At 56.9% G+C, this 19668-nt stretch carries 20 protein-coding genes; 12 read left to right on the forward strand and 8 right to left on the reverse strand.

From position 1 onward, the window contains the following. Position 1 precedes the first annotated feature (1 nt). The gene (locus tag CTZ24_RS22630) at positions 2 to 718 is read right to left on the reverse strand and encodes a 4-carboxy-4-hydroxy-2-oxoadipate aldolase/oxaloacetate decarboxylase (protein ID WP_208725877.1); all 717 of its coding nucleotides are present in this window, start codon (positions 716 to 718) and stop codon (positions 2 to 4) included. After that, complete coding sequence (gene galB, locus CTZ24_RS22635) at positions 715 to 1452, reverse strand: PIG-L deacetylase family protein (protein ID WP_208725878.1); 738 nt, start codon at positions 1450 to 1452, stop codon at positions 715 to 717. Before galB ends, CTZ24_RS22630 begins: the two co-directional genes overlap by 4 nt. 136 nt (positions 1453 to 1588) lie before the next feature. Between galB and CTZ24_RS22640 the strand changes: the two genes are divergently transcribed. Beyond that, positions 1589 to 2800, forward strand: coding sequence for a LysR family transcriptional regulator (locus tag CTZ24_RS22640; protein ID WP_208725879.1), 1212 nt, complete (start codon positions 1589 to 1591; stop codon positions 2798 to 2800). A 122-nt stretch (positions 2801 to 2922) separates the two neighbouring features. Here the strand turns inward: CTZ24_RS22640 and flhA are convergent, their stop codons facing one another. The 6 genes from flhA to hypA form a co-directional block, all read right to left on the reverse strand. Next, positions 2923 to 4992 (reverse strand): formate hydrogenlyase transcriptional activator FlhA, encoded by a 2070-nt coding sequence (gene flhA / locus CTZ24_RS22645; protein ID WP_208725880.1) that lies wholly within the window; start codon positions 4990 to 4992, stop codon positions 2923 to 2925. Between the two features lie 110 nt (positions 4993 to 5102). After that, positions 5103 to 6113 carry a hydrogenase expression/formation protein HypE gene (hypE, locus tag CTZ24_RS22650; protein ID WP_208726616.1) on the reverse strand — a complete coding sequence of 337 codons (1011 nt, stop codon included), beginning with the start codon at positions 6111 to 6113 and terminating at the stop codon, positions 5103 to 5105. Then, complete coding sequence (gene hypD / locus CTZ24_RS22655; RefSeq protein ID WP_208725881.1) at positions 6100 to 7230, reverse strand: hydrogenase formation protein HypD; 1131 nt, start codon at positions 7228 to 7230, stop codon at positions 6100 to 6102. The genes hypE and hypD overlap by 14 nt, the downstream gene beginning before the upstream one ends. Continuing rightward, positions 7230 to 7487 carry a HypC/HybG/HupF family hydrogenase formation chaperone gene (locus CTZ24_RS22660; RefSeq protein WP_208725882.1) on the reverse strand — a complete coding sequence of 86 codons (258 nt, stop codon included), beginning with the start codon at positions 7485 to 7487 and terminating at the stop codon, positions 7230 to 7232. Before CTZ24_RS22660 ends, hypD begins: the two co-directional genes overlap by 1 nt. Next, positions 7478 to 8329: a hydrogenase nickel incorporation protein HypB gene (gene hypB, locus CTZ24_RS22665; RefSeq protein WP_208725883.1), complete on the reverse strand. Its 852-nt coding sequence runs from the start codon at positions 8327 to 8329 to the stop codon at positions 7478 to 7480. Before hypB ends, CTZ24_RS22660 begins: the two co-directional genes overlap by 10 nt. Beyond that, entirely contained in the window at positions 8322 to 8684 is a 363-nt protein-coding gene (gene hypA, locus CTZ24_RS22670; RefSeq protein ID WP_208725884.1) for a hydrogenase maturation nickel metallochaperone HypA, read from the reverse strand. Before hypA ends, hypB begins: the two co-directional genes overlap by 8 nt. Before the next feature lie 205 nt (positions 8685 to 8889). Here hypA and hycA point away from each other — a divergent pair, with 205 nt between their 5' ends. The 11 genes from hycA to fdhF all read left to right on the forward strand — a co-directional run bounded on the left by hycA (position 8890) and on the right by fdhF (position 19612). Beyond that, complete coding sequence (gene hycA / locus CTZ24_RS22675) at positions 8890 to 9345, forward strand: formate hydrogenlyase regulator HycA (RefSeq protein WP_208725885.1); 456 nt, start codon at positions 8890 to 8892, stop codon at positions 9343 to 9345. 89 nt (positions 9346 to 9434) lie between these two features. Further along, positions 9435 to 10040 (forward strand): 4Fe-4S dicluster domain-containing protein, encoded by a 606-nt coding sequence (locus CTZ24_RS22680; protein WP_208725886.1) that lies wholly within the window; start codon positions 9435 to 9437, stop codon positions 10038 to 10040. After that, positions 10037 to 11845 (forward strand): formate hydrogenlyase subunit 3, encoded by a 1809-nt coding sequence (hycC, locus tag CTZ24_RS22685; RefSeq protein ID WP_208725887.1) that lies wholly within the window; start codon positions 10037 to 10039, stop codon positions 11843 to 11845. The genes CTZ24_RS22680 and hycC overlap by 4 nt, the downstream gene beginning before the upstream one ends. A gap of 9 nt (positions 11846 to 11854) precedes the next feature. Continuing rightward, entirely contained in the window at positions 11855 to 12781 is a 927-nt protein-coding gene (locus CTZ24_RS22690) for a respiratory chain complex I subunit 1 family protein (RefSeq protein WP_208725888.1), read from the forward strand. Positions 12782 to 12799: 18 nt separating this feature from the next. Then, positions 12800 to 14509: a hydrogenase large subunit gene (locus CTZ24_RS22695; RefSeq protein WP_208725889.1), complete on the forward strand. Its 1710-nt coding sequence runs from the start codon at positions 12800 to 12802 to the stop codon at positions 14507 to 14509. Between the two features lie 12 nt (positions 14510 to 14521). Continuing rightward, on the forward strand, positions 14522 to 15067 hold the full coding sequence (locus CTZ24_RS22700) for a formate hydrogenlyase complex iron-sulfur subunit (protein ID WP_208725890.1): 546 nt from the start codon (positions 14522 to 14524) through the stop codon (positions 15065 to 15067). Then, positions 15064 to 15828, forward strand: coding sequence for an NADH-quinone oxidoreductase subunit B family protein (locus CTZ24_RS22705; protein WP_208725891.1), 765 nt, complete (start codon positions 15064 to 15066; stop codon positions 15826 to 15828). Before CTZ24_RS22700 ends, CTZ24_RS22705 begins: the two co-directional genes overlap by 4 nt. Beyond that, the gene (locus CTZ24_RS22710) at positions 15828 to 16238 is read left to right on the forward strand and encodes a formate hydrogenlyase maturation HycH family protein (protein ID WP_208725892.1); all 411 of its coding nucleotides are present in this window, start codon (positions 15828 to 15830) and stop codon (positions 16236 to 16238) included. Before CTZ24_RS22705 ends, CTZ24_RS22710 begins: the two co-directional genes overlap by 1 nt. After that, positions 16231 to 16698 (forward strand): hydrogenase maturation peptidase HycI, encoded by a 468-nt coding sequence (hycI, locus tag CTZ24_RS22715; protein ID WP_208725893.1) that lies wholly within the window; start codon positions 16231 to 16233, stop codon positions 16696 to 16698. Before CTZ24_RS22710 ends, hycI begins: the two co-directional genes overlap by 8 nt. 182 nt (positions 16699 to 16880) lie before the next feature. Next, complete coding sequence (gene hydN, locus CTZ24_RS22720; RefSeq protein WP_208726618.1) at positions 16881 to 17426, forward strand: electron transport protein HydN; 546 nt, start codon at positions 16881 to 16883, stop codon at positions 17424 to 17426. Positions 17427 to 17461: 35 nt separating this feature from the next. Next, positions 17462 to 19612 carry a formate dehydrogenase subunit alpha gene (gene fdhF, locus CTZ24_RS22725; RefSeq protein WP_208725894.1) on the forward strand — a complete coding sequence of 717 codons (2151 nt, stop codon included), beginning with the start codon at positions 17462 to 17464 and terminating at the stop codon, positions 19610 to 19612. Positions 19613 to 19668: the final 56 nt, after the last annotated feature.

The raw sequence follows: 19668 nt of genomic DNA on the forward strand, positions 1-19668 counted from the left end.
GTTAGCTATTCTTCAGTTCAGCCAGCGTTTCGACATAGCGCAGTCCCTTCGCCGCCAGTTTTTGTCGCATCTGATAGATATCCAGTCCCAGCTCACCTGCGGCCAGCCGCTGCCGTTTGCTCTCCTCCACCTCAATGCGCTGCGCCGCCGCCTGCGCAACGGTCGGAATGTCGGCACGGGGAACAATCACCACACCGTCATCGTCAGCTACCACTACATCGCCAGGATGGACTAACTGACCGGCACAGATCACCGGCACATTGACCGAACCCAGCGTCTCCTTGACTGTGCCCTGCGCGTAAACCGCGCGTGACCAGACCGGGAATGCCATTTCACGCAAGGTTTGGCTATCGCGGATGCCGATATCCCCCACCAGTGCGACCACGCCTCGCGCCTGCAACGAGGTCGCCAGCAGATCGCCAAAGAAGCCGTCATAGCAATCTGAGGTGGGAGCCACCAGCAACACGTCACCGGGCTGGCATTGTTCCACCGCAACGTGGAACATCCAGTTATCCCCCGGCGATACCAGCACCGTCACCGCGCTGCCCGCTATGGTGGTGCCCTGCTGCACCGGACGAATGCGCCTGTCCAGCAAGCCCTGACGCTGCTGCGCTTCATGTACCGTCGCCACGCCGAAGCGCGCGAATTGCGCGATCAACGCCGCATCGGCACGCTCGATATGCCGTACCACCACACCTTTCTGGTTGACATCACTCATGCCAGATCCTCCGTCACGCGCGGGAACAGGCTTTGATAACCCTCACCGTGGCTGAGTAAGCGTGAGGAAGCGATACCGACATTACGTTTTGCCTGCACGCCACGTTGCAGCGCCACGCGGGTGTAGTACTCCCACAGATGCTCCTGACCGGCCATGCATTGAATCGCGGCGTATTTCTTTTCCCACACCGAGGTGATGTCCAGCAGCACGTCCGGTTTCCAGTGGCACTGCTCGGGCTGATGCGGTTCAAAACAGTAAACCGGCGGGGCGCCAATAATCGGTTCTCCCGGACGGTAACCCTCCGCCTGGGCAATGATGCGTGCTTCCTGGGTCAGATTGGCCGCCAGCGGGTGGTCATAGTTATAGGGATCAGCCACAGAATGGGTCAGGACAAAGTGCGGCTGAATCTTGCGGAACACATCAGCCAGACGGAAAAGCGTCTCTTTATCGGCACGCAGCGGGTAATCACCAAGATCAAAAAACTCAATCGAGGCACCGAGGATGTCTGCGGCTGACTGCGCTTCGCTGCGACGGTTCGCTTTGACGATCTCCTCCGTCATATTGCCTTTACGCCACAGTTTGGCGGATTCACCCCGTTCGCCAAACGAAAGACAAACCACATGGACGTCATAGCCACGTTCAGCGTGCAGCGCGATTGCGCCACCTGCGCGCCAGACGAAATCGGCGGAGTGAGCACTGACGACGAGGGCACTTTTTTTAGCGGTGTTTTCCATCTTGTATTCCTGCTGTTGCGTTTTTTTTCATCCTGACATGCAGCCATCCGCGCGAATAATGCCTTTCATTGCGCGAGCTATGATTTTTATTTATGTTGTGATTTTGATCGCCGCAGGACGTGAGGCTGAACCGAAAATGACGCAGCAAGATAATGATATTAAAATCATGCAACTACGTGCTTTTTGTATGATTGCAGAACGCGGTACAGTGTCAGAAGCTGCGGAGAAATTATTTCGAACCCAGTCGGCGATCACCCGTTCTATTCGTGATCTTGAACACACTTTAGCGATGCCGTTGTTTGAACGTCATGCCAGCGGCATGCTGCTGACCGAAATGGGAAAATGCGTGTTGCCGCGTGCCCAGCGCGCGATCAACGAATTGCAGCACATTCCCGCGGCGCTGGCACGGCTGAAACAGCGTGACCACCAGCGGGAAGAGGCAGAACCGATTTGGTTATTTAATGTGCGACGCCTTCAGGTGTTTCTCCGGCTGTATCGCCTGCACCATACGCAAAGCGTGGCTAACTCTCTCAACATCAGCCAACCAGCGGTGAGCGCCGCCCTTAAGGTGCTGGAAAAGGGTGCCGGGCTGACGCTGTTTCAACGTACGCCAAAAGGGATGATGCCTTCTACCGCGGCGCGCGAGATGGCCCCCTTTATCAGTCGCGCGCTGAATGAAATCCGTCATATCCCGGAAGATCTCGCCGCTGCAACCGGGATTTTGCGTGGCACGGTGCATGTTGGCGCGCTGCCGCTGTGCCGCAGCACCCTGCTGCCGCTGGCGATAACCCGGCTGGTGGCGGCGCATCCGGGCATTAAAGTGGTGACCAATGAAAGCGCCTTCGACGCCTTAATTACCGAGCTGCGCGCCGGGGATATTGATTTCATTCTTGGGGCATTACGTCAGGACGAGCAGGTGTTGGATATCCACAATCAGGTGTTGTTTGCTGAATCGCTGGTGTTGCTGGTAAGGCCCCAGCACCCTCTGGCGGGACGCACCCTGACGGCCAACGATTTGGCTGATGCGCAGTGGATATTGCCGCGCGATAACACCCCTTCCCGTCACTTGCTGGACGCGGCTTTCGCGACGTTGGGAATGGCCGCCCCCACCCCGGTGGTGGAAAGCGGCGATCTGGCGATTGTGCGCGGTCTGCTGCTAAATTCCGATATGATAGCCGCCGTTTCCTCGCACCAACTGGAGTACGAACTGCAAGCCGGAATTTTGCAGCCGTTGAGGTTTGCCTTACCGGACACCCGCCGTGAGATTGGCTTAACCCTGCGCCAGGGCGCACTTCATGCTCCGGCGGCTGAAGCGCTGATTCAATACATTGTTGAGGTGGCATCGTAGCGGCGCGATTTATCGCGCGGGTTTGCCCACATCGTGCACAGCATCGCGCAATAAATTGCGCCGCTACGGTTGCGTTCGGCCCGTTGCGGCGCGGTTTCCGGCACCGCGACGCGACGAGCGGGTTACGACTCCACTTTGTTAATCCCCAAACGCTTCATCCGCGAAAGTAAGGTGGTTCGCTTGATGCCCAGACGCTGGGCTGCACCACGCGGTCCGGCCACCACACCGTTCGTTTCACGCAGCACCCGCATAATCAGCTGATATTCATCCTCTCCTTCGCGTGGCTCGGTGACGGGCGCGGCGATTTTTTTGGCGGTCGGAGTGTCCAGCATTTCCGGCAGCGACAGATGCAGCACATTGCCGCGCGTCATCAGCACCGCCCTTTCAATCACATTCTCCAGTTCTCGCACATTTCCCGGCCACTCCATGCGTCGCAGCATACTCAGGGTTTCCGCGGGAATGCTGTCAATATTACGATTCAGGCGGTGAGCGATTTTGAAAGTGAGCGATTTCACCAGCAGCGGGATATCTTCCGGTCGCTCACGCAATGGCGGTAATCGGATGGGAAAAACGTTCAACCGATAGTAAAGGTCGTTACGAAATTCACGGTCAGCCACCATTTGCTTCAGGTCACGGTTAGTCGCCGCAATCAGTCGCACATCGACCGTTTGCAGTTTGTTGCTGCCAAGGCGTTCAAACTCCTTTTCCTGTAACACGCGCAGCAGTTTCGGCTGCAACTCCAGCGGCATATCCCCCACTTCATCAAGGAATAACGAGCTTTTATCCGCCAGTTCAAAGCGACCAATTCGCTGGGTATTGGCCCCGGTAAAGGCCCCCCGTTCGTGACCAAACAAATCGCTTTCCAGCAGCCCGGCAGGCATCGCGGCGCAATTCATTTTTACCATTCGCCGACGATTGCGTTGGCTTTGGTTGTGAATGGCGCGCGCAATCAACTCCTTTCCGGTGCCGGTTTCGCCAAGGATCAACACCGTGCTGTCGCTGGCTGCCACAATCTCGACCTGTTTCAGCACATCCATCATCACTTCGCTGCGGCCAATAATTTCACCAACATCAGGGTTCCCGGCATTGATCGACTCCGTGGCCCACGAACCTTTATCCGTCAGGCTCTCCTTTAGTCGATTGATTTCCTGCCATGCCAGCGCATTATCGAGCGCAATCGCAATGCGTTCAGCGATTTGATGCAACAACTCAAGGTTGGCGGCGCTAAAGCCCCGTTCACCGCATTGCGCCAGCTTCATCACCCCCAACATATTGTCACCAAATTTCAGCGGCATCAGGCACAACGTCTGAGCCTGATTATCCCAAAGCTCCAACAACCTGCGCTCGTAGGAAGCCGCTTGTTGCTGCGGGTAAAGGTTCAGCAACAACATTTCACCACTGGCAAACACCTGTTCGGAGAGCGTACCCGCTTCAGGCACTTCACTCAGATCATGAATAGGTGACGCTTCATCGACAAAATGGGTGGAATAAATAGTGAGCCACGCTTTACGGCTGCTGCGCACCACGATGCTGATGGAATCAATGGCAAAGTGGTGATGGATTTCACGCGCGGTTTCCTGCATCACCTCGTCAAGATCCAGTTTCGACAGCACTGCATTGGTCACCGCCACCAAAATGCGAAAGTCATCCCGCTCACGACTCAGCACCTGGCAATGGTGATCGATATCCTGGGTGCTGCGAATCTGCTGGGCGCACAACCCCACCACCTGCGTCAGGGTATGCAGACGTTCCAGCTCTTTCTCGCTCCAGCCCTTGTTGCTGTCGCGAATAAACTCACAGCCACCGTAGATCTCGCCACTGGAAACCAGCGGTAGCAGGCAGTAGCGCCCAAAAGGTGTATAAAGCGGCAGGCTAGCTACTTGGGGCCAGGCCGCCTCAAACTCACGCCAGGGACAAATCAGCGCTTCAGGACGGGAAAGGATGCGTTGCATCGGTCCCGTCGCCAGTAAGCTCTGCTGATCCGGCGTGAGCGTCTTATCTCTGCCATAAAAACTGACTTGCCGGTGTTGCGGATGATAAAGCAACACATTCACGCGGTCCGCCAATGCCCCTTGTTTAACCAAACGGGTCAGGCAATCAGCAAGCGCACTAAAATCGGGCTGTTGCAGCAGGGTCTGGGTGATATCAAACAATCCCTGCTGCCCGATATCGCTCATCGGGGTATATGCCATGTATGTCGTCCATTGAAAGACCTCCCGCTAAATATGGAGGTGAGTCCATCGTCCAATATTGATGAGAATTAAAGTTTATGTGGTTTTCTTTCGGGGAGACCAGGCATAGATCAACAAATTCGTGGCAAGGGTTCTGCATGCGGGAGTTCCAGGGTACGTCTGACGCCATAAAGTCCGTTCATTCTGACGCCGGGCTTTTCAGTCACGATGCCGATAATTGCGGCACGCTCACCCAAAGGATGGCGCTGCAATGCAGCGACGACTGCCGGTGCCGCTTCGGCTGAAGCTGCTATCAGCAGTTTTCCTTCATTGGCAAAATTCAGCGCATCCAGACCTAACAATTCGCAAACACCTCGCACCGCCGGGGAGAGCGGTAGCTGACTTTCGTGGATTTCCATCCCGCAGTGGCTGGCAGCGGCGAACTCATGCAGTACCGCATTGACGCCACCGCGCGTGGCATCACGTAACGCCTTCACGCCGCTGATGCCGACCAACGGCGCAATCAACGTGCACAGTGGCGCGCAATCACTTGCCAAATCCCCATCCAGCCCCAGCTGTTCACGCAAATTGAGGATCGTGGCTCCGTGGTCACCCAGGGTGCCACTGACGATCAACACATCGCCAACGTCAATCTGTGCTGCGCCCCAGCTTAATCCGGCAGGAATCGCGCCAAGACCGGCGGTATTGATGAATAGCTTATCGACCGCGCCACGCGGCACCACTTTGGTGTCGCCGGTAACGATGCTGACCCCCGCGTCTCTGGCCGTCTGCGCCATGCTGGTCACCACCCGTTCCAGCGTCACTAACGGCAGCCCCTCTTCAAGGATAAAACCACAGGAAAGCCAGCGCGGCTGCGCGCCACTGACGGCAATATCGTTGACCGTGCCGCACACCGCCAACTTGCCGATATCCCCGCCAGGGAAAAAAAGCGGATCGATAACGTAGCTGTCGGTGGAAAATGCCAGCCGATCCCCTTTACCGGTCAGCTCGCTTAACCCCAACCGCGCCTGATCTTCCTGCTCCGCCAGCCAGGGATTGTCAAAAGCCTGGAGAAACAGATCGGCGATCAGTTGCTGCATCATTCTGCCGCCACTGCCATGTGCTAATTCAATTGATTTCATCATTCACTTCCTGACTTCTGTACTGATACCAGGCCGCGCAGGCCCCTTCCGAGGAGACCATCAGCGCACCAAAGGCGTTTTGTGGATTGCAGCCCTTGCCGAACATCGGACATTGATGCGGTTTACAACGCCCGGTGAGCACATCGCCACAACGTGCGCGCGGGTCGTCACTCACCTGCTGCTGCTGTGGCCGGAATCTGACCTCCGCATCATAGGATTGATACGCCTCCGTCAACTGAACACCGGATTCCGCAATCACCCCCAATCCGCGCCATTCAGACGCCCCTCGGAGGCAAAAAACCTCGCGCATGGCTTGCTGCGCCAGCAGGTTTCCCTCATCCGGCACCACACGTTTGTATTGATTCTCCACCCGGCTTTGCTGCTTGATTTTTTGCTCCACCAACATCAACACGCCCTGCAATAAATCCATCGGCTCGAAACCCGCCACCACCAGTGGCCGCCGGAAATGCCGGGGGATAAACTCATAGGCGGCAGTGCCGATCACCATGCTGACATGACCCGGTGCCAGGAAGGCGTCGATGCGGTTATCCGGCTGCGACAGCAGGCTGCGCAGGGTGGGGATAAGCGTAATGTGCTGGCAAAAGAAGAAGAAATTGGTGACCTGTTGCGCTTTGGCCTGTTGCAGCGTAATGGCCGTGGCGGGCATGGTGGTTTCAAAGCCGAGAGCGAAAAACACCACCTTACGGTGTGGATTCAGACGCGCCAGCGTCAGGGCATCCATCGGTGAATACACCACCCGTACATCCGCCCCCTGCGCTTTGGCCTGCATTAGCGAACCCTGTCTGCCCGGCACGCGTATGGCGTCGCCGAAGGTACAGAAAATCACTTCAGGATGGCGGGCAATTTCAATGCAGCTATCAATGCGCCCCATCGGTAACACGCATACCGGACAGCCCGGACCGTGGATAAAATCGATGTTATCAGGCAGCAACTGATCGAGGCCAAAACGGAAGATGGCGTGGGTATGTCCCCCGCACACCTCCATAATCTGCAACGGATGCTGTGCATCGTAATCCAGCAATGGCGCCCGCTTATTCAGGGTTTCAATCAGCTGCATCACGCGGGTGGGATCGCGATATTCATCAACATAACGCATCAGCCACGCTCCTCGCCGTACAGCAAGGCCCCGACATCAGGTTCCATGTCGAACATGTTTTGCAGCGCATCGAGGGTGTCACGCGCCTCCGCTTCATCAATGATGCTCATGGCAAAGCCAACGTGCACCAACACCCACTGGCCCACCGCCGCATCACCCACCAGCGTTAAATTGACATCGCGCTGCACGCCACACACATCCACTTTCGCGTCATTACCCTGGCGCTCAACAATCTGGCCCGGAATGCCTATGCACATCGCTCGCTCTCCAGCCAGTTAATCCACGCTTCCATGCCTGCGCCGCTGGTGGCGGAAACCAGCATGATCTGGATATCCGGGTTGACCTCGCGGGCATAGGCCAGACAACGGTCGACATCGAATTGCAGATACGGCAACAAGTCAATTTTGTTAAGCAACATCAGCGAAGCCGCAGAAAACATATACTTATATTTTAGTGGCTTATCCTCACCTTCCGTCACCGAGAGCAGCGCAACTTTGTGGCGTTCACCCAAATCAAAACTCGCCGGACACACCAGGTTGCCGACGTTTTCAATAAACAGCACCCCGTTGTCTGCCAGCGGCAGACGCTGCATCGCCGTCTGAACCATTTGCGCATCCAGATGGCAACCTTTGCCGGTATTCACCTGAATCGCTGGTGTGCCCGTGGCGCGGATGCGTGCGGCATCATTTACCGTCTGCTGATCTCCCTCGATCACCGCGCAGGGCACCTTGCCCTGTAACCGTTTCAGGGTTTCGGTCAGCAGGGTGGTTTTACCGGAGCCAGGGCTGGACACCAGGTTCAGCACCAGTTGACGCTGCGCAGTAAAAGCGGCGCGATTCGCCTGCGCCAGCTGATTATTTTTATCCAGCACATCAAGCTCCAGCTCCAGCATCTTACGCTGGCTGATACCCGGTGCATGGGCTTCGGCCACGCCGTGCCCATAATGCAGATCGCCATGCTCACTGAGGTTTATGCCAGAAATCCGCGGCACCCGACGTGGTGCCGGGGCAAACGGGGCGCTGCGAAACGCCGAATGCGGGTTACGCTCATCGCCTTCGATATACAGGTTGCCTTCACCGCAACCACAGGTACTACACATGATTGATCTCCTGATCGATTTCCAGCCGCTTAATTTGCACGCCATCATCCGCCACGATGCGCAGTTGATGACCGCCACATTGCGGGCACCGTCTGACGCGCTGCGTAAGCAGCGTGATGTACTGCTGGCAATCGTGACACCAGCACTCCGCCTCCTGCTGATGAAGATGAAGTTCACACCCTTCAGCCAGGGTGCCCCGGCACGTCAGTTCAAAGCAGAACTGCATCGCGCTGGTCTCCACGCAAGAAAACGCCCCGACCTCCAGCCAGACCGCAGTGACACGGCGTGCGCCATGTTGTCGTGCGTGGTTATCGATCAGTTCGACTGCGCGTTGACAGAGGGTAATTTCGTGCATGCTGCCTCCTGGGTTCACTGAGGGCTGCTAATGCAAAGACGGTGCCAGCGCGGCGGCGTGTCGATGTCAAAGATGACGAAATGACATGTCACTGACGGTTTTTTTGCAACGGTGATTTATAGATTAACCATAAAATTCAATACGTTAAAAACATGGCACGAAATGTGCCTTAGGGGAATATCCGCACAAACAGAGTGATTTAATAATGGATATTAGGGAACTGAGTGACAAAGCAGCCTACATCGCTGATAAGCATCAACGCTTGCAGGCACAGTGGAAACAATACGGCAACGCCTTAGTTCAGGGGATAACCCTGTCAAAAGCCAAACTGCACCACACCATCGCCTGCACACCGGGGGATGACTTGCGCTTCTTCTTATTTGAACACTTCGTCATTCATATTCAGCCAGGCGAAGGCTTTAACAATCACCGTATCGAGTACTTTCTCGCACTGCCGGATGACAGCGATAAGATATTGATTGGTCATGCCAATATCGACAATGACGGTTGCATCGACAATGCCTTCAGCAATCGCGATCGCGAGAAAGTACTTACCCACTATCTGGAACTGATTCAGCCGATTTACGACAGCCTCTATCTGGCGGTCCATGAAAACACCCCGGTGTCGATGGAACGGCTACAACAAGCCGCCGTGGCGTAAAGAGGTTGAGGGTGTCGAAAACTGTCGAAGCGACAGGTTATCGGCATGATTTCGTCATTAATGACGACAGTCACCAGAGGAATCCGTTGGTGAACCGTTTTGTAATCGCTGATTCAACATTATGCATTGGTTGCCATACCTGTGAAGCGGCCTGCGCGGAGACGCACCGGCAACAGGGTTTACAGTCGATGCCGCGTTTAAAGGTGATGCGCAACCGGGACGAATCCGCCCCGCAGTTGTGCCGCCACTGCGAAGACGCCCCTTGTGCCAGCGTCTGCCCGGTGAATGCCATTAACCGTGTGGATGGCGCGGTACAGCTGAACGCTAACCTGTGCGTCAGCTGCAAACTGTGCGGCATAGCCTGCCCGTTTGGGGCTATCGAATTTTCCGGCAGCCGCCCGTTACACATCCCGGCAGACGTCAACAGCCCCAAAGCGCCTGCCGCCCCTGCCGATCCCCTGCGCGTTAGTTCGCTGCTGGACTGGGTTCCTGGCATTCGTGCTGTCGCGGTGAAATGTGATCTGTGCAGCTTCGATGAGCAGGGTCCAGCCTGCGTGCGCACCTGTCCGACGAAAGCGCTGCAACTGATCGACAACACCGATATCGCCAAAACCAGCAAACGCAAGCGTGAACTTACGCTGGCGGGTGCGCTGGGTGATTTAAGCCTGTTCAGCCAGCCAGAGGCACGTAAATGAATGTTTTTTTTCTGATCCACTGGGCACTGACCGGTCTGATGCTCAGTGCGTTACTGGCGGGCATCTCCGCGTTTAACCGGCACATCAGTGGCGTTGTTGCCGGTATCGGTGGCGCGATAAGTTGTGCGTTGCTGCTGGCAGCCAGCGTCCAGGGCCTGCTCGGATTCAGCGCCATCCTGACGCTGTGGCGTTGGCAGCTACAACTGAATAGCTTTAACAGCATATGGTTAGTGACAGTGTCACTCTGCGGCCTGTTTATCTGCCTGTTTAACGTAAGCTGGCATCGGCATTCTCAGGTTAAAGCCAACGGTTTGCTGGTCAATCTGATCCTCGCCGCCGCGACTGTTGCTCTGCTCGCCGCTAACCTCGCCACCCTGGTGGCGATGGCCGAAATTGTCGCGCTGGCAGGCTACTTCCTCACCGGATGTCGCAAGTCCGGCCAACTCTGGTTTGCACTGGGTCGCCTTGGCACGCTTCTGCTGGTCGCTGCCTGTTGGTTGCTGTGGCAGCAGTTTGGCACGCTGAGTTTTGACGGATTACGCCTGGCGCTCCAGGGGGCGGCGCTCTCTCCGCTGGTGTTGCTGTTAAGTTTGCTCGGCTTTGGTCTGCTGGCGGGCATTATTCCGCTGCACGGCTGGGTACCCCAGGCGCATGCCAATGCCCCGGCTCCGGCCGCAGCGCTGTTTTCCGCCGTAGTGCTGAAGGTAGGGTTGTACGGCATGATCAGCGTTTCACTGATCGCCGACGTGTTGCCGCTGTGGTGGGGGGTGCTGGTGGTGGTGCTCGGTATGGTGACCGCCTTTACCGGCGGGCTGTACGCCCTGATGGAGCACAACATCAACCGCCTGCTGGCTTATCACTCGCTGGAAAACATCGGCATTATCCTGCTGGGCGTGGGTTGCGGCTTTATCGGCATTGCGCTGCACCAACCGGCGCTGGTGGCGTTGGGGATGATCGGTGGCCTCTACCATCTGTTTAATCACAGCCTGTTTAAAACCACGCTGTTCCTCGGCGCTGGCGCGGTGTGGTTCCGCACTGGTCAGCACGACATTGAGAAACTGGGCGGGATTGGCAAGCGTATGCCGCTGATTTCGTTGGCGATGCTGGTGGGTTTGATGGCGATGGCCGCCTTGCCGCCGCTTAATGGCTTTGCCGGTGAATGGGTGATCTATCAGTCATTCTTCCAGTTAGGCAACCAGGCTTCCTTTATTGCGCGTGTCCTTGGGCCGCTGCTGGCGGTTGGACTGGCGATCACTGGCGCGCTGGCGGTGATGTGTATGGCCAAGGTCTATGGCGTCACCTTCCTCGGCGCACCCCGCAGCCCGGAGGCCGAACAGGCCACCAACCCGCCCGGCCTGATGAATATCACCGTCGTTCTGCTGGCGTTGGGTTGCGTGATTGCCGGTGTCGCGACTCCCTGGTTGCTGCCGTTGCTGCAACATGCCATCCCACTCCCACTCAACACCGCGCAGACGCTGGTATCGCAACCGCTGATCGCCCTGCTGCTGATTATGACGCCACTGCTGCCTGTGCTGTTGCTGGTGCTGTTCCGTGGCGAACGCCTGCCGCACCGCACTCGTGGCCCGGCATGGGTTTGTGGCTACGACCACGAAGCAGCGATGGTGATCACCGCATCGGGTTTTGCCCAACCGGTGAGAGCGGCCTTTGCGCCCCTCCTCGCCTTACGCAAACACCTTAATCCGGTGCGATGGGTGCCTGGCTGGCGGGGTGACGGGATCGCCATCACGTTCCGGCGTCTGGCATTTATTGAACTGGCGATTTTGCTGGTCGCGGTCATCGCCTGAGGAACCACTATGACGACGTTATTTTTTGCCCTTACCCAGGCGTTGGCCTTATTTCTGGCTGCGCCCTTGCTCTCCGGCATTTCGCGCATGGCCCGCGCGCGCTTGCATAACCGGCGTGGTCCTGGCGTGTTGCAGGAGTATCGGGATCTGTTCAAGTTACTCGGTCGCCAGAGCGTGGCACCCGCCGCTGCGGGTTGGGTTTTTCGCCTGATGCCGCTGGTGATGGTCGGCGTGATGTTGACCATTGCTACTGCGCTGCCGGTGGTTACCCTCACCTCGCCGTTGCCGCCAGTTGGCGACCTAATCACCTTGATTTATTTGTTCGCCATCGCCCGCTTCTTTTTCGCCATTGCGGGCCTGGACACCGGCAGTCCGTTCACCGGCATCGGTGCCAGCCGCGAGACGATGCTCGGCGTGCTGGTGGAGCCGATGTTGCTGCTCGGCCTGTGGGTGGCGGCTCAGGTGGCAGGCAGTACCCATATCAGCAACATTGCCATGACCGTCCATGCCTGGCCGCTCAGCCACAGTCTGACGCTGTTGCTGGCGCTGGCCGCCTGCGCCTTCGCCACGTTTATCGAGATGGGGAAACTGCCGTTTGACCTGGCGGAAGCCGAGCAGGAGTTGCAGGAGGGGCCACTTTCCGAATACAGCGGCGCAGGCTTTGCCGTACTGAAGTGGGGCATTTCGTTAAAACAGTTAGTGGTGCTGCAAATGTTTGTCGGGGTGTTTTTGCCCTGGGGGCAGATGCACGCCTTTAGCTGGGGTGGAGGGGTACTCGCCGTGGTACTGGCCATCGTCAAACTGATTGCCGCTGCCCTGCTGATCGCGCTGTTTGAAAACAGCATGGCACGCCTGCGGATGCTCGAAACGTCACGTATTACGTGGGCCGGTTTTGGTCTGGCCTTTTTAGCCTTCGTCTCCTTGCTGGCGGCGTAATTGCAGAGAACTTATTTCATGTCTGAAGAGAAAATCGGTCAACACTACCTTGCTGCACTGCACCTCAAGTTCCCCCACGCGGTGCTGGAGGAGAGCTGGCAGACCAAAGATCAAATCACCATTACCGTCAAACTCAACATGCTGCCGGAAATTGTCGAATGGCTGTATTACCAGCAGGGAGGCTGGTTATCGGTGCTATTCGGCAATGATGAACGCCAACTCTGCGGCAGCTATGCGGTTTACTACGTACTGTCGATGGAGAGCGGCACCAAATGCTGGATCACCGTCCGGGTGGCGGTAGACGCCCATCGACCAGAGTTTCCATCGGTGACGCCACGCGTCCCTGCTGCCGTCTGGGGTGAACGCGAAGTCCGCGATATGTATGGCTTGCAACCAATTGGGCTGCCGGACGAACGTCGTCTGGTGCTACCGGACGACTGGCCCGATGAACTCTACCCATTGCGTAAAGACAGCATGGATTATCGCCAACGTCCGGCCCCTACCAGCGATAGCGAAACCTACGAATTTATTAATGAACTGGGTAGCAGCAAGAACAATGTGGTGCCCATCGGACCGCTGCATGTCACCTCCGATGAGCCTGGCCATTTCCGCCTGTTTGTCGACGGTGAGAATATTATCGATGCCGATTATCGCCTGTTCTACGTCCATCGCGGCATGGAGAAACTGGCAGAAACCCGCATGGGATACAACGAAGTCACCTTCCTCTCCGATCGCGTGTGCGGCATCTGTGGCTTTGCCCACAGCACCGCCTACACCTCTTCGGTGGAGAATGCGATGGGGATTGTGGTGCCCGCGCGCGCGCAGATGATCCGCTCGATTTTGCTCGAAGTGGAGCGTCTGCACAGCCATCTGCTGAACCTCGGTCTGGCCTGCCACTTTGTGGGTTTTGACTCCGGGTTTATGCAATTTTTCCGCGTGCGTGAGTTGTCGATGAAGATGGCGGAGATCCTGACCGGCGCACGTAAAACTTACGGGTTGAACCTGATCGGCGGAATTCGTCGTGACCTGATGAAAGACGACATGATACAGACGCGCCAACTGGCGCAGCAGATGCGCCGCGAGGTCTATACCCTGACCGACATTCTGCTCAGCACGCCCAATATTGAATCGCGCACCGTGGGCATTGGCCGTCTTGATCCGGGTATCGCACGCGATTTCAGTAACGTCGGTCCGATGGTGCGCGCCAGCGGCCACGCTCGCGACACCCGTTCCGACCACCCGTTTGCCGGTTACGGCCTGCTGCCGCTGGAGGTACATACCCTTGCCGGTTGTGACGTGCTTTCGCGGCTTAAAGTGCGCATCAATGAAGTGTTCACCGCGCTGAATCTGATTGATTTCGGCCTTGATAACCTGCCTGGCGGCCCCCTGATGGTGGAAGGGTTTACCTACATCCCGCAGCGTTTTGCTCTCGGTTTCTGCGAAGCGCCGCGCGGTGACGATATCCACTGGAGCATGACCGGCGACAACCAGAAGCTGTTCCGCTGGCGCTGCCGTGCGGCGACCTACGCCAACTGGCCGACGCTGCGCTATATGTTGCGCGGCAATACGGTGTCCGATGCGCCATTGATCATCGGCAGTCTCGACCCCTGCTACTCCTGCACCGATCGCATGACGGTGGTGGATGTACGCAAAAAGAAAAGCCAGGTGGTGCCGTACAAAGAGCTGGAGCGCTACAGCATTGAGCGCACCCATTCACCGCTGAAATAGTCGGGAGTCATCATGTTTAGTTTTATTAAAAACGCGCTCAAAGGCGGTATCGCGACCGAATCTTATCCCTTGCGACCCATCGACGTGGATGACAACTTCCGCGGTAAACCCGAGCACAATCCGCAGCAGTGCATCGGTTGTGCTGCCTGCGTTAATGCATGTCCTTCCAATGCGTTAAGCGTGGCAACCGATCTCGAAGCCGGGCAACTGGCGTGGAGCTTTAACCTCGGGCGCTGCATTTTCTGCGCCCGCTGTGAAGAGGTGTGTCCAACCGCCGCAATTACCCTGTCGCAGCAGTTCGAACTGGCGGTGTGGAACAAAGCCGATTTGCTGCAACAGGCGCTTTTTCCGCTGTGCTATTGCCGGGAATGTGGTCATCCCTTCGCGGTACAAAAGGAGATCGACTATGCCATTGCCTTGTTGCGCCATAACGGCGACCAGGGGGCGGAAAACCGGCGGTCGGCGTTCGAAACCTGCCCGGCATGTAAACGTCAGCACAGCCTGGCCTCATCCGGCAGCGCCGTGTTTCACCGTCAGTTACGAGGAGCCAACGGATGAGTAACGTATCAGGTCCACGCGACCATAACGGCCTGCCACTGCCGCTCTCGGTGGAAGAGTCGATTGCCAGCATGAAGGCTTCATTGCTGAAAAAAATCAAACGATCAGCCTACGTTTATCGCGTTGACTGTGGCGGTTGCAACGGCTGTGAAATTGAGATTTTCGCCGCACTTACCCCGCTTTTTGACGCCGAACGCTTCGGAATCAAAGTGGTCCCCTCACCGCGCCATGCTGATATTTTGCTGTTCACCGGCGCGGTCACCCGCGCCATGCGCTCACCAGCGTTACGTGCCTGGGAATCCGCCCCGGACCCGAAAATTTGTATCTCCTACGGGGCCTGTGGCAATAGCGGCGGTATTTTCCATGATCTCTACTGCGTCTGGGGCGGGACGGACAAAATCGTGCCGGTAGACGTGTATATCCCAGGCTGCCCACCCACACCCGCCGCCACCCTGTACGGCTTCGCCATGGCGTTGGGTCTGCTGGAGCAAAAAATCCATGCCCGTCCGGCAAGCGAACAGGATTTGCAACCCGCACGCATCCTGCATACGGCGATGGTACAGCCGCTGCGCGTTCGCATTGATCGCGCGGCGCGCCGTCTGGCGGGTTATCGCTATGGACGACAAATTGCCGACAACTTCATGCACAAACTGACCGACGGCGATGGCGCAGTGCAGCAATGGCTGGCGGAAGAGAACGATCCACGTCTGACGGAGATTGTTACGCATCTGGAAAATCTGGTGCAGATGGAGCGCGTGTAATGAGTGAGTCCGTGGTGTTTTGCCAACTTAGCCGCAAATTTGTCGATGAAAATGACGCAACGCCGGCAGAAGCACAACAGGTGATGTACTACAGCCTGGCCATTGGTCATCACCTTGGCGTGATTGATTGCCTGGAAGAGAGCCTGGTATGTCCCTGGGCGGCTTATCTGGCGTGGATTGCCACGCTTCCGGCGGCAAGCCAGGCCAGCCGTAAGATGGCCGGCGTGCCGCGCTACGGGGAAATTGTGATCGACCACAGCCATGTGGTGATGCTGGCACAGGCATTTGATACCGCCAGAGCGTGTCAGACGCCGCAGCAACAGCAATGGAGCCAGGCACTGTTGGCGATGCTCCAGGCCATTCAACAGGAACCGGCTATCTATCTGATGGTCAGGAGGCGTGATGACTAAGGTTTTATTGTGTGTCGGCAACAGCATGATGGGTGATGATGGCGCAGGCCCGTTGCTGGCGGAGAAATGTCGCGCCGCCCCCTGTGGCGACTGGCTGGTGATCGACGGCGGCAGCGCGCCGGAAAACGATGTGGTCGCCATTCGCGAACAACGGCCCGATTTGCTGCTGATTGTTGATGCCACCGACATGTTGCTGTCCCCCGGTGAAATCCGCGTTATCGACCCGGATGACATCGCCGACATGTTGCTGATGACCACCCACAATATGCCGCTCAATTACCTGATTGATCAGCTTAAAGACGATGTCGGTCAGGTGGTGTTTCTCGGCATTCAGCCTGATCTGGTGGGCTTTTGCTATCCCATGACCGAGGCGGTGAAGAACGCGGTAGACCAGGTCTATCGACATCTTGACGACTGGGTGGGTGACGGAGGGTTTGCAGCGCTCACCAGCGAAGCGTGATGGCACACAACCGTAGCGGCGCGATAAATCGCACCGCTACGACATGTGCCGACAGATGTCATCGTCAAAAGTGTCAATGCCAACAAGGCCGACAAGCAACTCATTGTTATTAAACAACTAAAAAACTGGCACGGTTTGTGTATAGCTCCCTGACAATAACAAGTTCAATGCAGGAGTTTATGATGAACCGCTTCATCATTGCTGATTCAAGCAAGTGTATCGGCTGCCGTACGTGTGAGGTAGCCTGTGTCGTGTCCCATCAGGAAAACCAGGATTGCTCGGCGCTCACCCCGCAGACCTTCCTGCCCCGCATTCATGTCATCAAAGGCGTGAATGTCTCTACGGCCACCATGTGCCGCCAGTGTGAAGATGCCCCTTGCGCCAACGTCTGCCCGAACGGCGCAATCAGCCGTGATAAAGGTTTTGTCCATGTGATGCAGGAACGCTGCATTGGCTGCAAAACCTGTGTCGTCGCCTGTCCTTACGGTGCGATGGAGGTGGTGGTTCGCCCGGTGATTCGCAACAGCGGTGCCGGACTGAACGTCATGGCGGAAAAAGCCGAGGCTAACAAATGTGACCTCTGCCACCAGCGTGAATCAGGTCCGGCGTGCATCGACGCCTGTCCGACCAACGCCATCATGTGCGTCGATCGCAACAAACTCGAACAGATGAGCGCAGAAAAACGCCGCCGCGCCGCGTTAGATGCCCCCTCATCGCTGTCGTTTTAATCCTGGCTTTTCAACTTCTTACAGGTTGGCTATAGATGAAAAAAGTGACTACCGTCTGCCCCTATTGCGGTGCAGGCTGCAAACTGAAACTGGTCGTCGAGAACAACAGAATTCTGCGTGCCGAAGCGGCCGATGGTGTGACCAACCAGAACGAATTGTGTCTGAAAGGCTACTATGGCTGGGACTTCCTCAACGACACCAAACTGCTCACGCCACGTCTGACGCAGCCGATGATCCGTTATCAGAAAGGGGGCAAACTCCAGCCCGTTAGTTGGGAGGAAGCTATCCGCTACACGGCCAAACGCCTTGGCGAGATTAAGCAGCAGTTCGGGCCACGCGCCATTATGACCACCGGTTCCTCACGCGGCACCGGTAACGAAACCAACTATGTGATGCAAAAATTCGCCCGTGGCGTGCTGAACACCAATAACGTCGATTGCTGCGCACGCGTGTGCCACGGTCCCTCCGTCGCCGGGCTACAGGTGACGCTGGGGAACGGCGCGATGAGCAACTCCATCGGTGATATCGAAAACTCCAAATGCCTGCTGGTAGTGGGCTATAACTGTGCCGACTCTCACCCCATCGTGGCGCGCCGCGTGATCAAAGCCAAAAGTAATGGCGCGAAGATCATCGTCTGCGACCCACGCCGCATCGAAACCGCTCGTATTGCCGATCAACATTTGCAAATCAAAAACGGCTGCAATATGGCGCTGGTTAACGCCTTTGGTTACGTATTGCTGGATGAGCAACTTTACGACAAGGAGTATGTCGCTAAATACACCGAGGGGCTGGATGCCTATCGCGAGACCGTTAAAGGTTACGCCCCGGAAGATGTCGAGCATTTGACCGGTATCCCGGCCCAGCAGATTCGCCAGGCAATGCGCACCTACGCCGCAGCACCTTCCGCCACCATTATGTGGGGCATGGGGGTGACGCAGTTTGGTCAGGCGGTGGATGTGGTGAAAGGCTTGTCCAGCCTGGCGCTGCTGACCGGTAATCTGGGCCGCGAACATGTCGGCGTCGGGCCGGTGCGCGGTCAGAACAACGTGCAGGGTGCCTGCGATATGGGCGTCATCCCCAACCAGTTTCCCGGCTACCAGGACGTGGTTGATCCGGCGGTGCGAGCGAAGTTCGCCAGCGCATGGGGCATTGATCCGGCAGTGATGGACGACAAAGTTGGCGTGCGCATCACAGAAGTGCCGCATCTGGCGCTGGAAGGCGAGATGAAGGCTTACTACATCATGGGGGAAGATCCGCTCCAGACCGAGGCGGATTTAGGCCTGGTGCGTCAGGGTTTTGAAGCGCTCGACTTCGTGGTGGTGCAGGACATCTTTATGACCAAAACCGCCGAAGTGGCCGACGTGCTGCTGCCCGCCACCTCATGGGGTGAACACGGCGGCGTGTTTACCTGTGCCGACCGGGGTTTCCAGCGCTTTGAGAAAGCCATCGAACCGCAATACAACGTCAAACGTGACTGGGAAATCATCAGCCTGATTGCCACAGAAATGGGCTACCCGATGCATTACGACAATAACCAGCAGATCTGGGATGAGCTGCGCGATCTGTGCCCGCTGTTCTATGGCGTAACCTACGAAAAAATGGGCGAGATGGGACACGTTCAGTGGCCTTGCCCGACGCTGGACCATCCCGGCACCCCTTATCTCTACAAAGGGAATAAGTTTGATACCCCAACCGGTAAGGGGCAGTTGTTCGCCGCTGAGTGGCGCGCCCCGGCGGAAGTGCCGGATAAAGACTACCCGTTGGTGCTTTGCACCGTGCGTGAAGTAGGGCACTACTCCTGTCGATCCATGACCGGTAACTGCGCGGCGCTGCAAACCCTCGCCGACGAACCCGGTTATATGCAAATCAACCCGCTGGATGCCGAAGCATTGGGGATAAAAGACCAGCAACTGGTGTGGGTCAGCTCACGACGCGGCAAAGTGATCAGCCGCGCCGACGTCAATGAACGCATCAACAAGGGTTCGGTGTATATGACTTATCAATGGTGGATTGGTGCCTGTAATGAGCTGACTCAGGACAATCTTGATCCGATTTCCAAAACACCGGAAACCAAATATTGCGCGGTCAACGTCAGCGCGATTGAGGATCAGGCGTGGGCTGAACTCTATGCGCAGACCACCTATAACCAGATGAAAGCGCGCCTGCGCGAAGCGGCAGAAGCGTAACAAGGGCTTCGTAGCGGCGCGATTTATCGCGCGGGTTTTTCCATTATCGCGCAATA

It is taken from the genome of Pantoea phytobeneficialis (assembly GCF_009728735.1).
In the GTDB taxonomy this organism is placed as follows: Bacteria; Pseudomonadota; Gammaproteobacteria; order Enterobacterales; family Enterobacteriaceae; genus Pantoea; species Pantoea phytobeneficialis.